The sequence below is a fragment of the Roseibium sp. AWQ4_254 genome, assembly GCF_056161025.1.
Genome location: NZ_JBSWYH010000014.1, coordinates 1 through 14,976, shown reverse-complemented (window position 1 = coordinate 14,976; position 14,976 = coordinate 1). Strand labels below are relative to the sequence as shown.

Sequence of the window (14,976 nt, the reverse complement as noted above, 5' to 3'; positions counted from 1 at the left end):
GCCTATTCCGCCGCTTGCTGTGTCAGCCGTGGGACCGGTTTTTCTTCAATCGGCCAGTGAATGAGCGCGGCCAGAATGCCGAGCACGATCCCGCTCCACCAGACAATGTCATAGGAACCCGTTTCGTCATACAGCTTGCCGCCGAGCCAGACGCCCAGAAAACTGCCAATCTGGTGGGAAAGGAAGACGAAGCCAAAGAGGGTTGCCATGTAGCGCGGTCCGAACATGACCGCGACCAGTCCGGAGGTTGGCGGCACGGTCGACAGCCACAAAATGCCCATGACACCGGAAAAGACCAGCACGGACAGAGGCGTTACGGGCAGCATGATGAACAGGAAGATCGCTACGGCACGGGCAATATAAATCAGGGACAGGAACACAGGTTTGGAATAACGCCCGCCAATATAGCCGGAGGCAAGCGATCCGGCGATGTTGCACAGGCCGATCAGCGCAATGGCCCAGGCGCCCCAGCTCGGATCAAGCCCCTTGTCGGCGATGAAGGGCGGCAGATGCACGGTGATGAAAGCCACATGGAAGCCGCAGACAAAAAAGCCGATGGTCAGCAGCCAGAAGCTGCGGGTTCCAAAGGCTTCGGCAACGGCGCTGGCAAGGTTCTGATCGGCCTCCGGTGCCAAACCCTGTGGCTGGTTCGCCTTTCCCCTTAGCGCAGCTGCAAGAAAGGGGATCAAGGCCATCAGGCCAGCAAAGACCAGAAGCGTGTCCTGCCAGCCGATTGTGGCAATCAGGGTTCCGCCCAGGGGGGCGAACAGGAATTGGCCAAGGGAGCCGGACGCTGTGCCGATGCCAAAGGCCAGGGAGCGCTGTTCGGGGGAGACGGTCCGGCCAAAGGAGGCCAGCACCAGGGAGAAGGATGAAAAGGCAATTCCAAGCCCGATCAGGATGCCGCCCGACAGATGCAGGGCCAGCGGGCTCTGGGCATCGATCATGATGAGGAGACCGCTGCCATAAAGAAGAGCGCCCAGGGTCATGCTTTTCCAGGTGCCGAAGCGGTCGGAAATCATGCCTGCAATGGGTTGCCCGAACCCCCAGACCAGATTCTGGATGGCGATGGCGAGGGCAAAAACCTCCCGGCTCCAGCCCCGGGCTTCCGTCATGGGCTGAAAGAACAGGCCCATGGCAGACCGGGGGCCGAACGAAATCAGGGCGATCAGGCAGCCGCAGACGATGATGAGCGGAATGTTTGGACCTTGGCGGGCCGGCGAAGAAGAAGCCGTCATTCAGAACCTCGGAGGATGGGGTGGGTGCAAGATAGCGGCTCGCGTGAATTGATAAAGTGCAAATTTTTGATCTATCAATCACAAATGGGAATAGGTGAGAGTTAGGATCCTGTCTCTTTTGGGGCAGAACCGGGCCGGGCAGGGCGGGAGCGGCTTGAAACTCTGACTGTCTTTGGTATGTACCGGAAAATGACCTTATCCGGCTTAGGGACCGTATCTCTTGACAATCGTTTCCGGCGGGATCCCGTGTCGGGCTTTGCCCAAACTGTTTCAGGACTTTGTTGATGGCCATGTCGGTTGACGATTTTGCACCTGCCCACTTTGGCAAGGATGTGGATGATGTTGTCATTCTGGGAGGCGGCTTGGCCGGGCTCTTTTGTGCCCTGAAGCTCAGCCCGCGGCCGGTGACGGTCATCACCAACGCGCCGATCGGCCAGGGAGCGTCTTCGGCCTGGGCCCAGGGGGGCATCGCTGCGGCAATCTCCGAACAGGATTCGGTCGAAAAACACCGGGACGACACCGTCGCAGCCGGCTGCGGCATCTGTGAGGACAAGATTGTCGAGCAGATGACCCGGGAGGGAAATGCCCGGGTGGAGGATCTTCTGTCCTACGGGGTGGCCTTCGACAAGGACCTCGAGGGCCGCCTGCAGTTGGCCCGCGAAGCGGCCCACACCCATAGCCGTGTGGTGCGCGTGCGCGGGGATATGGCCGGCAAGGCAATCATGGATGCGTTGATCACGGCGGTCCGCAACACGCCGTCCATCCGGGTTCTTGAAGGCTATATCGGCGAAAGCTTCTTGGGGGAGGGGCGCTATGTGACGGGTGTACTGGTCCGCCGCCGTGGCGGGCTGTCACGCTTGGCCTTTCCGGCCAAGGCTGTGGTTCTGGCCTCTGGTGGGGTCGGCCATCTCTTCGGCCTGACCACCAATCCCCACGAGGCCAATGGCCATGGCCTGGCCATGGCAGCCCGCGCCGGGGCGGTGCTGGCAGATACCGAATTTGTCCAGTTTCACCCGACCGCTCTTGATGTGGGCAAGGACCCGGCTCCGCTGGCATCGGAAACCCTTCGCGGCGAAGGAGCGGTGCTGGTCAACAAGGCAGGGGACCGCTTCATGGAGGGCGTTCATCCGGATCTGGAACTAGCGCCGCGCGATGTGGTGGCCAGGGCGATCCATGTGGAGATCCAGGCGGAGCGGGGCGCCTTTCTGGATTGCCGGGAGGCGATAGGTCCCCGTTTTGCCGAGTCCTTCCCGACAGCTTTTGCGGCAGCGTCAGCGGCTGGGCTTGACCCGCAAAAGGACCTGCTGCCGGTGGCCCCGGCCGAGCATTATCACATGGGCGGCGTGTTGACCGATGCCAATGGGCGTACCTCGCTGGATGGGCTCTGGGCTGCTGGGGAAGCGGCGGCAACCGGCGCCCATGGGGCGAGTCGGCTGGCCTCCAACTCGCTGCTGGAAGCGGTTGTCTTTGCCTCCAGAATTGCAGAAGACATTCAGGGGCTCATGCCCACCCCGCGCAGCGCCTACTGGAACAAGATGGACGATGCACCTGATCTGCCGAGCCAGCGCAATGTGGACGAGCGCGGGGCCATCTCTGTGCTGCGCACGGTCTTGAGCAAACATGCCGGGGTCGTGCGGGACGCGGACGGGCTGAAATCGGCCCTGGCTGAAATCGCGGCGGCCGAACAGATCTGCGTGCGCCAGTCCATCAGGAACATGATGATTGCCGGAAAGATCATTGTGGCGTCTGCCCTGATGCGGGCAGAAAGCCGCGGTGCTCATTTCCGCAGTGATTTTCCGCAGGAAAATCCCGAACTTGCCAAGCGCTCTTTCACCACTTTGAACGAAGTCGAGTCTCAGACGGCCGAGGTGCTGGGCACGTCTTGACGGCAGGTCCTAATTCCAGCCGCCCGCCTTTGTCTTGTAGAAAATATGCAGGCCGACTTGGCCGAGCTTGTTCATGGACCGCGCCCACCGAGGATTAACATAAGTTGCATGATAGTGGGTCGAGGCGTCGACCATTTTCAGGTAACGCTTGCCGTCCAGAACCTCATGGGCGAGTCGCTTGGCCGTTTTCCAGGCCTCCGGGCTGTTGATCCGGTCCTTGATCCCGTCACAGGCAAAGGAGAACTGGCAGCGGTTGCGCTTGTGGCGGTTCTGATAGACGACCCCGCAGATGGAACTCGGGTAGGAAGGGTTCTTTACCCGGTTGAGCACCACCTGAGCGACGGCCACCTGGCCCTCTTCGCTTTCGCCCCGGGCCTCGAAATAGATCGCTTCGGCGAGGCAGCGCTGCTCTTTCTTTTCGCCGACGGACAGCGGAAGCGGCTTCTGAGCCCACCAATGCGGGTTGTCCGGGTCTTCAGGTGGCGGCAGCTCCTGTTCGTATTTTGCGGCTCCGAACAAGGCGTCGAACGGATCCTTGGTTTCCTTCACGCTGTCCGGAGCATAGGCGGAGACAAGCGAGAAGCTGGCGGCCGCAGCATTGCGGGCCATCATCACCTTTTGCAGATCCATCGGCCCGTCTTCCAGAAGCCCGTCCTTGCTGGCTTCTGTCAGGCGTCTTTCTTCTTCAGGGTCAAGCGGCTCCGGTTTCACAAAGGCCACACGGGGCAGGTCTTCGTGTTTTTTCTCGTTGGAGATCAGGCTGGACATGGCATAGACGTTGCCGGCCGAACGGTCCACCATCTGCCGGTCGGGCGCGAGTGTGATCCGACGGTCCCCCTTGGCGGACGTGTTGGTGACAATTTCCGACGGCATTTCCGTCGGGCGGATGTCCTCGACCACCTGTTTGAGGCCGTAAAGCGCGCGGGGCTTGAAGCCCTTTTCCGCAGAAGTCAGCGTCAGAACAGGGGTATTGGTATAGTCCGGCACGGCCGGGGTGCCCAACTCCAGTTTGGGGGCGATCTTGGAGGTGAAATTGGCCGGTTCAAGCGCCATCATCCAGCGCGGCGTGTCGTTTCGCGCGTTGATCAGGGCAAAGATGTCCTGATTTCCGATGGTGCCGCCAATGCCGAAAAAGACAACAGGGCTCGCCAGAAGCACGTGTTTTAACCGGCGCATGCGGGCACGGGCCGGGCCGTCTTTGTGTTTCACAGCAGAAGTAAACCGCTTTCTGGTGCGGGGTCTTGGGCCAAACATACGCAGCCAACTCCAACTCGTTCCACACCGCCGCGATGGGCTTGGCGGTGAGTGCTAACGCCCTGTCAACGGGCGTGCTTGAATTGAGAATGTCTGCTTAACCTTGAAAGTCCGTTAATGGAGTTGTGATTGGCCTGTATTCGCCGGTTTTTTTCTAAAAGCCCGAAAATTATGGTTAATCTTGTGGTGGTTCGATCTCTGATCACGAAGGCTTTACTTGGGTATTTCTTTAAAGAAAACTTAACGCAAGGTGCCGGAATGGGTCTGGGCCGGTCTGGCCACAGCCATAAGGCTGTCCAGTCCAGCCCGGAAAAAGGGGCGCAGCCCCGCATCTCCGTTTCAGGATCGCAGCGCTGTCGTCAGTCGAGCGGCATGATGAAAGGCGTGCCTTCAAAGGCGTTTGCCCCCCGGCCGATGCCCCGGATGGCATCGATCATGCGCCCGTTGCGGCCCAGCAGCTTGTCGGCCATGGCCACGATCCGTGCATTGGGGGTGGCCGACGGGGACCGCTCGCGCAGCAAGGCGGCCAGCCGGTACTCATCCGAATCGGGCGTCAGGGCACAGGCGGCCACATAGGCCCCGGCGGTGGAGCGGCTGATACCCGCCCAGCAATGGATCACCAGCGGCGCTTTCCGGTCCCAGGCACCGGCAAAGTCGATCAGCGCCTGAACATGGGTCTCGTTGGGCGGGGTCAGATTGGCGATTGGCTCCACGATGTCATTGAAGGCCAGAAACAGGTGCCGGCCGGGATCCACACCTGCCGGGGTGGACACTGCCATTTCCGCATTGATCAATGTGACAACGGATTTCGCCCCGGTCCGGGCGACCGTTTCGTTCAGTTTGGAAAGAGAACACACGTGCAGCATGGCGGAACCGGTTTCGTTTGTGTCCATAAAACTAGTCACCTGACTCTGAAGTTCGTCTCATGTCCCGGCACGCTCCGAACGAACTTCAGAGTCAAGGAGGTGACAAGCAAGGTTATGTTTCTAGTGTGGTTTTCGAATTTGAAACCCGCTCCGGAAGTTGCTGCGAACATGAAGCACATTTCAAATTCACCAAATTAGGGCCTTTGTCCGCAAAGTCACGCCTTTGCACGTTTGCTCCCGCGAGCTGTTTCGCGCTCACGCAAGGTTTCCAGCGCATGGAAGCGCTCCAGAAACAGCTCCTGAGCTTTGGCGACGGGAAGCGGTTTCAATCCATAGCGCAGCTTTCCCGTGCTGTCCGATTGAAAGCCTCTGGGGCGGCCAAAAATCTTGGCGGCTTCCATATCATCGAAGCCGGCCAGTTCAACCGCTTCAAAATAGGCACAGATGATATCGGCCCGCTTGGCCAGCTTCTTCACGGTCTGTGGGATCTCCGCGGGCAGGCCGAAGCGCACATGAACGGCAGCCTGAAGGCGCCCTTCAACGGCCTTGTAGGCTTCACCGATCACCGCCTTGAACGGCGAGATCATGTCGCCGATCACATATTCGGGGGCATCATGCAAAAGCACCGCCAGACGCCAATGGGCGGGCAGGTCCGGTTTCAGCTTAAGGGCAATGTCTTCGACAATCAGGGAATGTTCGGCAACAGAAAAGGCATGGTCGCCATTGGTCTGCCCGTTCCAGCGGGCCACCCGGGCAAGCCCGTGGGCAATGTCGGAGATCTCCACATCCAGGGGCGAGGGATCCAGCAGATTAAGACGCCTGCCGGACAACATGCGTTGCCAGGCGCGGGGAGGCTGATCGGGGCGGGCTGTGGGCATCGGTCCTGAATGTCGTGAGTGGCACTATCCGTCCGCTGCGGCCGTCTCAGGCCAGGTAAACGCCGCCCAATCGGGGATGCTGACCTGAATCTCCACGCCGCCGCAGTCAAGAGGGGTGCCGTTTTCCTTGGCCTGAGCCGCCTTGTCAAGCCGCACCACCGCCAGCGCAAGGGCGCTGTCTCCGGTGACAGCCGACGAGCCGATCGCGCCGATGGCCTTGCCATCCGCCGTCACGGGGGTTCCCATCTCCGGCAGGGCGCTTTTTGCGGCCGCTTTCAAGAACCGCTTGCGGGCGGTGCCCCGGTGGTGCACCCGAGAGACCACTTCCTGGCCGACATAACAGCCCTTGGTGAAGGAGACACCGCCCAGCTGGTCGAGGTCGACATCATGGGGAAAGAGGTCGGAATAGACATAGTCCTTCAGGCCCTCGGGCACGCCGAGGGCAATCCGGTGCCTGTCATAGGCTGCAAGGGGGAGTGTATCTGCGCCTGAAGACTGAGCAAACAGATCCGCCGGACCGACCACGCGCCGTCCGAGCGCAGGCAAGCGCGGATCGGGCAAATCAACGCGTGCGCCGGGCGCTTCTGCTGCGCCGTCCCAGAGCGCGAACACGGTCATCTCAGGGGCTTCCAGCGCCAGATCAACCTTGGCCCGCAGCCGGTAGAAGCTCAGCCGTTTTAGAAGATCTGCCGCGATGGCCGCAGGCGCGTCTAGCAGATAGCCGTCCCCGGTGTTGTAAATCAGGAAATCGAACAGGATCTTGCCCTGGGGCGTCAAGAGAGCTGCAGAAGAAGCGCCTGTTCTGTCCGTCTCCTCCAGATCGGCCGTCACCAGGTTCTGCAGGAAATGATGGGCCTCATCCCCGGCAACGCGGATCAAGGCACGGTCGGTCAGGTCAACGGTCTTGGCGTCGGTCTTGGTGGCGGTCAAGGGGGCGCTCCTTATGGGCTCAGAGGACGCAGGTCTTGACCGGCGAAATAAGTGTTTTGGGACAGGAGGGCAAGGCCGGGATTTCTGAAGACGGATCTGGTCCTTTGCGGGCAGCCCGCGTATAAGCCCGGAAGCATACTCACCCCTGACCCAGCCGAAGCCGGAGGAAGCCCATGAGCGAGACCTATGACCTGATCCTGAAAGGCGGAACCGTCGTCAATCAGGATGGTGAGGGCCAGCGTGATGTGGCCATCCGTGACGGGCGGATTGCCGGGATCGGCACTTTTGAGGGCCCCCAGGCGGAGCGGGTGATTGAGTGCACCGGGCTGCATGTTCTGCCCGGTGTCATGGACACTCAGGTGCATTTCCGCGAGCCTGGGCTGGACCACAAGGAAGATCTGGAATCAGGCTCGCGCGCGGCCGTCATGGGTGGGGTGACGGCGGTCTTTGAAATGCCGAACACCAATCCGCTGACCACGTCGGAAAGCGCACTGGCGGACAAGGTCAGGCGCGGCCACCACCGCATGCATTGCGATTTTGCCTTCTGGGTCGGTGGCACCCGGGACAATGTGAAAGACATTCCCGAACTGGAACGCCTGCCTGCGGCGGCAGGCATCAAGGTCTTCATGGGCTCGTCGACCGGGGACCTTCTGGTGGAAGATGACCAGGGCGTGCGCGACATCCTGTCGGCGACCCGGCGCCGGGCGGCCTTTCATTCCGAAGACGAGTTCCGGCTGCGGGCGCGCCAGGGCGAGCGGATCGAGGGGGACCCAAGCTCCCATCCGGTCTGGCGCGACGAGATCGCGGCCCTGCAATGCACCCAGCGCCTGGTCGGCATTGCCCGGGAAACGGGGGCGAAGATCCATATCCTGCACCTGTCCACCGCCGAAGAGGTCGACTATCTGATCGCTCACAAGGACGTGGCCTCCATTGAAGTGACCCCCCACCACCTGACCCTGACGGACGAGGCTTACAAGCGCCTCGGGACCCTGGTGCAGATGAACCCTCCTGTGCGTGCGCCCCGGCATTCGGAAAAACTGTGGTGGGGCCTGGAACAGGGCATTCTGGACATTTTCGGATCCGATCACGCGCCGCATCTTCTGGAAGAAAAGCAGAAGCCTTATCCCGCATCGCCCTCCGGCATGACCGGGGTGCAGACCCTGGTGCCGGTCATGCTGGATCATGTGAACAAGGGGCGCTTGAGCCTCGCGAGGTTCGTGGACATGACCAGCGCAGGCCCGGCCCGCCTGTTCCAGCCTGCGCGCAAGGGCCGGATTGCCGTTGGCTATGACGCCGATTTCACGGTTGTTGACATGAAACGGACAGAGACTATCCGCAACGAATGGATCGCTTCCAAATGCGGCTGGACCCCCTATGACGGCAAGGACGTTACCGGCTGGCCCGTGGGCACGATTGTGCGCGGTCATCAGGTGATGTGGGAGGGCGAGCTGACGGCCCCGTCCGAAGGCGAAGCGGTGATTTTTCAAGATGGTGTGTCCAAAAAGTAACCTGACGTAGCGTTTTCAAAGTCAGAAGACGGGGTGCGATCCGCCTACGGGGCTCGGCATGCTGGATCGTCGGGCGTGTTGTGACGGATCCAAACAATTTGTGATGTGAATGACAGTGGCCGGCTGGCTAGGATGTCAAGCTGGATGGGCGGTCAGGTCTGGAAACAAATGGGTAACCGTGTTTCCTAACCTGATCTCAAATCGTTACAGGTCATAGTTCCCTTGGGTAAAGGGTTTTCGTTGAGCTTTTGGGTTTTGCGTTGGGGAGCTCCGGGATGTTGTTTGGAATGTTTCATATAATGCGCACCGGTCCGGCTGGCCGGCTTTTCACCGCCGCGGCCATGTCCATGGCCGTTGTCACCGCTGCTTCGGCGCGCGATACAGCGCCTGAGACCGGCGCCGAGCAAGCGTCCGAAGCGCCGCTTCATATGCTGGTGTCGCTGAAAGAGCAGAACATCCGGGTGTACCGGGGACTGGATCTGATTGAAGTGTCGCCGATTTCCTCCGGCAAGCGCGGTCACAGTACGCCGACCGGGGTGTTTTCGATCCTGGAAAAGCGCCGCAAGCATTTCTCCAATCTCTATGACAATGCGCCGATGCCGTTCATGCAGCGCCTGACCTGGTCGGGTGTGGCGCTTCATGTGGGCAAACTGCCCGGCTATCCGGCCTCCCATGGCTGCATCCGTCTGCCGCGCCCCTTTGCCAAGTCGCTCTATTCCATGACGGAGCGGGGCGTGCAGGTGGTTGTGACAAAGGGCGAGGCGGCGCCGCAAAGTGTGCGCAGCCCCGCATTGCCTCAGCCCTATGCGCCAGCCACGGAGGTGGCGAGCCTGTCCGGCAAGACAATTGAGTCGGACCCGGCCCTGCGCGGGGCCATCCGCCCGGCCGCGCTCCAGGCGCCGCTGACAGTTGCCCAGCCGGACAATCCCCATTTCGACCGTCCGCTGCGAATGATCATTACGCCGCAAAAGCCGCCCAACAAGGTGAAGGTGCTGCAGCGGCTGTTGAACAAGCTCGGCTATGAGGCCGGTCCAGTGGACGGTGTTGCGGGCCGCAAGACCCGGGCTGCCATCCGCCTTTATCAGGAAGGTGCCGAGCTGCCGGTCACCGGCAACATCACAGATGGGCTGACCGCGCGCCTTTTTGCCGAAGCCGGCTATGAAAAGCCTCAAAACGCGATGCTGCGTGTGCGCCGGAAGTTCCGGGACATTTATTCCGCTCCAGTCACCATCAAGGACATCGATCAGGAAATCGGCACCCATGTCTTCACCGCGCTTGGCTTTGAGCAGGGCGATACAACAGTCGAGTGGATTGCGGTGTCGGCGGAAGGGGAGCGCGGCGGCACAGCCGAGGACGTTTTGAACCGGCTTGAGATCTCCGCAAAAGTGGCGGTTGACCTGTCCCGGATGCTGACCCCCGGCACATCGCTGACGGTGACTGACCGCAGTTACAAGCGCAATACGGGACTGGGCACGGATTTCGTGGTCATTACCCGCTAAAGGACCGGACCCGTCCGCAGCACGAACAGCCCCCGCAACTTGCGGGGGTTTTTATTATCCGGATAAGCGCAGTTTTTCCTGTCAGCGTCACCAAATTGTCGTCTGCTTGCCGTATCGCAGGGCAATTCAGTCGCGCGATGACTCGGGAGAAAGTAATGGCGCAGAGCACGCTCACAGCTTCGAAGAAACGTCTCAAGAATGCGGTGCACCGTTCGGAGGCAACATCCCGGGAAGGGATCTTGGAGCGCCTCTTCACCTTCGCTTTCAAGGGGCTTGTCTATCCACAGATCTGGGAAGATCCGGATGTGGACATGCGGGCCTTGCGGCTGACACCCGAGTCCAAAATGATTGCGATCGCGTCCGGCGGCTGCAATGTGATGTCCTATCTCACCGCCAACCCGGCCGAGATCACCGCCGTTGACCTGAACCGGGCCCATGTGGCGCTGGGCCGCCTCAAACTGGCCGCTGCCAAGCACTTCCCCAATTACGAAACCTTCTACCGGTTCTTCGGTGAAGCCGATGAAAAGGCCAATGTGGCCGCCTATAACCGGTTTTTGAAAGACAATCTCGATCCAGAGACGATTGCCTACTGGGAAGGCCGGGATCTGGCCAATTGGGGCCGCAAGCGCATCACCCTGTTCTCCCGCGATCTCTACCATCACGGACTGCTCGGCTATTGCATCGGGGTTGGCCATCTGGTCGCCCGCCTTTACGGGATCGATCCGAAACATATGGTCAAGACCCGGTCCCTGGAAGAACAGCGCAGCTTCTTCGACAGCGCCTTGGCGCCGCTCTTCGACAAGCGCCTGGTGCGCTGGGCGACGTCAAAGAAAATGTCTCTTTATGGCCTCGGCATTCCGCCAGCGCAGTATGACGCGCTCGTGTCCGCCAATGCGGACGGAAATATGTCCGCGGTGCTCAAGGAACGGCTGGAGAAACTCGCCTGCGACTTTTCCATGAAGGACAACTATTTCGCCTGGCAGGCCTTTGGCCGGGGCTATGCGCCCAAGACTCAAGAAACCACCGGGGAATCCGGCCCGCTGCCGCCCTATCTGAAGCGCGATCATTTTGAAGAGATCCGCGAACGGGCCAGTCGGGTGCGGGTTCTGAACCGGAACTTCACCGAACATCTCCAGTCCGTCGATGAGGGATCTCTGGACGCTTATGTGCTGCTCGATGCCCAGGACTGGATGACCGATCATCAGCTCAACGCTCTCTGGTCTGAAATCACCCGCACGGCCCGCCCGGGCGCACGGGTGGTGTTCCGCACCGCTGCTGAGCCGACCTTGCTGCCCGGCCGTGTGGCCGACGAGATCCTGGACCGCTGGACCTATGAGGAAGAGGAAAGCCTGGAGCTTGGCCGTCAGGACCGCTCCTCCATCTATGGTGGTTTCCACCTTTATGTGTTTAACGGCTGAGACGCGGTACGGGACAAGGCATGACGGGAGCGGTTGAAACGGCAAAGCTGATGGACGCTGTCTATCGCCATCAGCGCCATGTCTATGATTTCACGCGTAAATATTATCTTCTGGGACGGGACCATCTGATTGCCCGGCTGGACCCGCCCCGCCAGGGGGTTGTTTTGGAGCTGGGCTGCGGCACCGGGCGCAACCTGATTGCAGCGGCGAAAAGACATCCCGATGTGCGCTTCGTCGGTCTGGATATTTCCAGGCACATGCTGGAAACGGCGGAAAAGAACATCGCCAAGGCCGGGTTGAGCGACCAGATCACCTTGATCGAAGGCGATGCGGCCGACCCGGAGGCCACGTCGGCCAAGGCAACCGGTGTCGTTGCCTTTGACCGGGTGTTTTATTCCTACACCTTGTCGATGATCCCGATCTGGCGCGAGGCGCTGGCGGCAGGGGCCGCCCGGCTTGCAACGGGCGGACGAATCCATGTGGTTGATTTCGGTCAGCAGAAAGGTCTGCCCGGCTGGTTCCGCAAACTGCTCTTTGCTTGGCTGAGATCCTTCCATGTAACGCCACGGGCCGGTCTGGAAGAGGAATTGCGCGAGTTGGCGGACCGGACCGGCTGCAGACTGGAGGCAAGACCGCTTTACCGGGGCTATGCCGACTATGCGGAGCTCCACAAGGCTCCCTGAAAGGGGGAGATTCTGTGCTGTTGCGCGGCTGCGGGGGCGTGCAGGAGCAAAGACGCGCTGGTCCGTCGGGGGGCTTTCCTAATCCCCGGCGACAAAATAATGCAGGGTGCCATCCGGGCCAATTCCGACCCGGTAGAACGTCCAGGCACCGAATTCTTCCATCTCCGCAAAATCCCCGGCTGTGATGATCCGGAACATTTCCACCTTCTGGTCCGGGCGCAGGCTGGACAGGGGATAGCGGGCGAAATAGGGCCAGACATACATTTCCTGAGGGGTGCCGGCATCGACATGGAGAAAACCTGCATCAAGCACATCCGCCAGGATCGCCAGGATCTCGAAGCCCTCGCCATCGCCGGAACTGGATTTCAGGAAATCGATGGGGTCGCCGGTGTCTCCAAAGGACAGGGTGGGCGGCAATTCATTGCTTTCCAGCACCATGCGCAGCCGGTCCATGCTGCCGGACAGGGCGGCTTCTGTCAGTTGTGCATGCATGCGGGCCACCGGCTTCGGCAGCATCGACGTGTTGTAAAGAACCGGCGGCGGGGCTGGGTCCTCGGCCTGCCGGGCCGAACCGTTTGCGCTGGGCCCGTCCCCGGGTTCCGTTTGCGCCGGATCGGCCTCGGTCTGCGGGCCGCTCAGATGTGCATCGGGGATCGGCGGCGCCTGGGTCGTGTCCTGGGGAGCGATGGGAATGGTCTGTATGGTAACGGTCTTTGCAGTTGCCACCTCCGTGCAAAGGCCGAGCACCAGAGCCACCGCCAAAATCGTCCGTCCCATCGTGAACTCCTGAACACTGTTTCCGCTCATCGGTATGCCCCACAGGGTCATTCCTTAAACAATTCATGGCAGGGTTGGAACCGGGAGAGAGGAATTTCCCGGTCAAGGATGAGCGAGAAGGGCCGGCTGTGACCGTTTTGGAATATGTGCTGATCGGATATTTCGTCGGCATTCTCACAACCGCTCCGGTGGGGCCGGTCAATGTCATGGCAATTCAGAACGCTGCGCGCGGTGGCTTCAACCACGGGGTGTTTGTTGGTCTGGGCGCCGTTCTGGCTGATACGCTCTTTGCCATTGTTGCGATCTTTGGTGTGTCTGCCATCACCAATTTTGTCGAAGGCCAGCTCAGCCTGATCGAGTTTGCGGGCGGTGCGCTGCTGATCGTGTTCGGGCTCAAGATCTGGCACACCCATACTCATCTGGATGCGCAGGGCAATGGCCGCGACCATGGCTTTTTGACCGACGCAACAGCCGCATTCTTCATGGCAGTCACCAATCCGGGAACGATTTTCGCCTTTGCTGCGATCTTCGGGGTGCTGGGGGATTTTCGCCCGGTCCATGGCGACCATCTCGGCTCGCTGATGATGGTCGCTGGCGTTGCATGCGGAGCAACATCCTGGTGGGTCGGGGTATCGGCGGTGGTAACCTATTTCAAGGCCAGGATTGACGAACGCTGGCTGGACCGGGCCAACCACATTGCCGGTGCGGTCCTGATTCTGTTCGGTGTGATCATTTATATAAAACTGGCTGTGTATGGCAGCAGCCATGCTTCCGGCATCTGGACGCATTGAAGCAAAAAGGCCGGTGACCCAGCCTCATTGCATCTTGTTGTCAGTCTGCCTCGACTATTGCAGCACCCGGTTGACCGTGTAGTCGCCCTGGAGGATCCGGTCCGGCAGACCTTCAGCCAGCTTGGCGACGGCATCTTCCCCGTATGCTGCGACAAGGTCGGCAAGGGCGGTGAACATGGCAGCATGGGCGACAGCGTCCGCATCCACCCCGTTGGCAATGGCTTCGGCCCAGGCATCGGAAATAAAGCCGAGAGCAGCACGTCTGATGTCTTCGTCTTCGGCGAACTCGGCATCCATTGCCGCTTCTGCATGATCGTCGTTTATCATTCGTATCCTTACCGGTCTGTCCCGAACCTTTGGGAGCAACTTTTGCGTGTCCCTGTCTCGAATCTCATGACCTGATCCTAGCACGGTGTGTCGCGCTGATAAGCAACCGTGAACACAAACTTAACGTCCACCCACAAATTTCATCCAAAAGGTTTACCAAGTCGTAACGATTGCGGCTTTTTTGCCCGGATTATCTGCCATACCGGCTGGTGACGTCGGTGATAATGGTCTCACCTTCGGTCAAATACTGTGCCATTGCGATACGCGCGGAGCCGGTACACTCTCTGTAAGCAACTGAGAAACCACGGTAACCCTGATTGAACCGCTCAATGAAACGGCGGCGCCGGTTTTCATTAACCGTTTCTGCATCCAGAAAGTCTTCCATCCGGTCCCGCCAGCTCGGAACGTCGGTTTCCCGGCATAAAGGGCGTAAGAAATGGAGTGCGCCGAAGATTTCTGCCAGCCGCATCAGTTGCGGTTCGAAGGGCGGTGCATCGCTCCCAGTTTCCTGCGCCACTGCAACCTGTGGCGGACATGCCAGGACAAGGCCTGTCAACACAAGGCAGAGGCACAACACTGCAAGGAGGCGATTTGCGGTCATGGACGGATCATGCGCTTGGGACGGGGGCTCTGCAAGCGCTCTTGCGCAGTGATCCCAAGAATTGCGCGATTGAAAGAATGGGCACGCAGCCCCTTTTTGAAAAACTCTGCGTCTTGGATGGTGCCGAAACACAGCCTGTCCTGCGGCCTCCAGGTGGGCTGGGTCCCGCATAATCTCAGCGGCCAATGCCGCTGTGAGCACCCGCCGGGGCGGGTAATACCAACCTCACTAGCTAGGAACCGATCTGACCGTGTTTGGGGACTGTTCGGCAAGGAGCAGGTTGCAGGGCGATATGGTTTATCGTTCAAAACCTGGGACGC

Annotated in this window: 14 protein-coding genes; 6 read left to right on the top strand and 8 right to left on the bottom strand. The window is 60.2% G+C overall.

All coding sequences use genetic code 11. The features are described 5' to 3' along the window. Positions 1–2 precede the first annotated feature (2 nt). Positions 3–1,238, bottom strand: coding sequence for an MFS transporter (locus ACXAIC_RS12295; RefSeq protein ID WP_475178829.1), 1,236 nt, complete (start codon positions 1,236–1,238; stop codon positions 3–5). A 290-nt stretch (positions 1,239–1,528) separates the two neighbouring features. On the opposite strand from ACXAIC_RS12295, the gene ACXAIC_RS12290 reads away from it, so the two are divergent. Then, positions 1,529–3,124 carry an L-aspartate oxidase gene (locus ACXAIC_RS12290; protein ID WP_475179197.1) on the top strand — a complete coding sequence of 532 codons (1,596 nt, stop codon included), beginning with the start codon at positions 1,529–1,531 and terminating at the stop codon, positions 3,122–3,124. Positions 3,125–3,133: 9 nt separating this feature from the next. Here the strand turns inward: ACXAIC_RS12290 and ACXAIC_RS12285 are convergent, their stop codons facing one another. From ACXAIC_RS12285 to ygfZ, 4 genes are all read right to left on the bottom strand, one after another. Next, positions 3,134–4,333 carry a cell wall hydrolase gene (locus tag ACXAIC_RS12285; RefSeq protein WP_475178827.1) on the bottom strand — a complete coding sequence of 400 codons (1,200 nt, stop codon included), beginning with the start codon at positions 4,331–4,333 and terminating at the stop codon, positions 3,134–3,136. 404 nt (positions 4,334–4,737) lie between these two features. Next, positions 4,738–5,244: a tyrosine phosphatase family protein gene (locus ACXAIC_RS12280; RefSeq protein WP_475179194.1), complete on the bottom strand. Its 507-nt coding sequence runs from the start codon at positions 5,242–5,244 to the stop codon at positions 4,738–4,740. 215 nt (positions 5,245–5,459) lie between these two features. Next, positions 5,460–6,122, bottom strand: coding sequence for a YfbR-like 5'-deoxynucleotidase (locus tag ACXAIC_RS12275; protein ID WP_475178824.1), 663 nt, complete (start codon positions 6,120–6,122; stop codon positions 5,460–5,462). Between the two features lie 24 nt (positions 6,123–6,146). Beyond that, positions 6,147–7,052, bottom strand: a complete 906-nt coding sequence (ygfZ, locus tag ACXAIC_RS12270; RefSeq protein WP_475178821.1) for a CAF17-like 4Fe-4S cluster assembly/insertion protein YgfZ — start codon at positions 7,050–7,052, stop codon at positions 6,147–6,149. 173 nt (positions 7,053–7,225) lie between these two features. Between ygfZ and ACXAIC_RS12265 the strand changes: the two genes are divergently transcribed. The 4 genes from ACXAIC_RS12265 (at position 7,226) to ACXAIC_RS12250 (ending at position 12,160) form a co-directional block, all read left to right on the top strand. Next, complete coding sequence (locus tag ACXAIC_RS12265; protein ID WP_475178817.1) at positions 7,226–8,560, top strand: dihydroorotase; 1,335 nt, start codon at positions 7,226–7,228, stop codon at positions 8,558–8,560. Positions 8,561–8,847: 287 nt separating this feature from the next. After that, positions 8,848–10,059, top strand: coding sequence for a L,D-transpeptidase (locus tag ACXAIC_RS12260; RefSeq protein ID WP_475178815.1), 1,212 nt, complete (start codon positions 8,848–8,850; stop codon positions 10,057–10,059). Positions 10,060–10,214: 155 nt separating this feature from the next. Next, positions 10,215–11,477, top strand: a complete 1,263-nt coding sequence (locus ACXAIC_RS12255; protein WP_475178813.1) for a BtaA family protein — start codon at positions 10,215–10,217, stop codon at positions 11,475–11,477. 20 nt (positions 11,478–11,497) lie between these two features. Further along, positions 11,498–12,160 carry an SAM-dependent methyltransferase gene (locus ACXAIC_RS12250; protein ID WP_475178810.1) on the top strand — a complete coding sequence of 221 codons (663 nt, stop codon included), beginning with the start codon at positions 11,498–11,500 and terminating at the stop codon, positions 12,158–12,160. 78 nt (positions 12,161–12,238) lie between these two features. Here the strand turns inward: ACXAIC_RS12250 and ACXAIC_RS12245 are convergent, their stop codons facing one another. Beyond that, positions 12,239–12,937 carry a hypothetical protein gene (locus ACXAIC_RS12245; protein ID WP_475178806.1) on the bottom strand — a complete coding sequence of 233 codons (699 nt, stop codon included), beginning with the start codon at positions 12,935–12,937 and terminating at the stop codon, positions 12,239–12,241. Positions 12,938–13,065: 128 nt separating this feature from the next. On the opposite strand from ACXAIC_RS12245, the gene ACXAIC_RS12240 reads away from it, so the two are divergent. After that, positions 13,066–13,728, top strand: coding sequence for a LysE family translocator (locus ACXAIC_RS12240; protein ID WP_475178804.1), 663 nt, complete (start codon positions 13,066–13,068; stop codon positions 13,726–13,728). Positions 13,729–13,782: 54 nt separating this feature from the next. On the opposite strand, the gene ACXAIC_RS12235 is transcribed toward ACXAIC_RS12240, so the two are convergent. Together ACXAIC_RS12235 and ACXAIC_RS12230 are read right to left on the bottom strand one after the other, a co-directional pair. After that, complete coding sequence (locus ACXAIC_RS12235) at positions 13,783–14,055, bottom strand: hypothetical protein (RefSeq protein WP_475178799.1); 273 nt, start codon at positions 14,053–14,055, stop codon at positions 13,783–13,785. Positions 14,056–14,245: 190 nt separating this feature from the next. After that, positions 14,246–14,656: a TIGR02301 family protein gene (locus tag ACXAIC_RS12230; protein ID WP_475178796.1), complete on the bottom strand. Its 411-nt coding sequence runs from the start codon at positions 14,654–14,656 to the stop codon at positions 14,246–14,248. Positions 14,657–14,976: the final 320 nt, after the last annotated feature.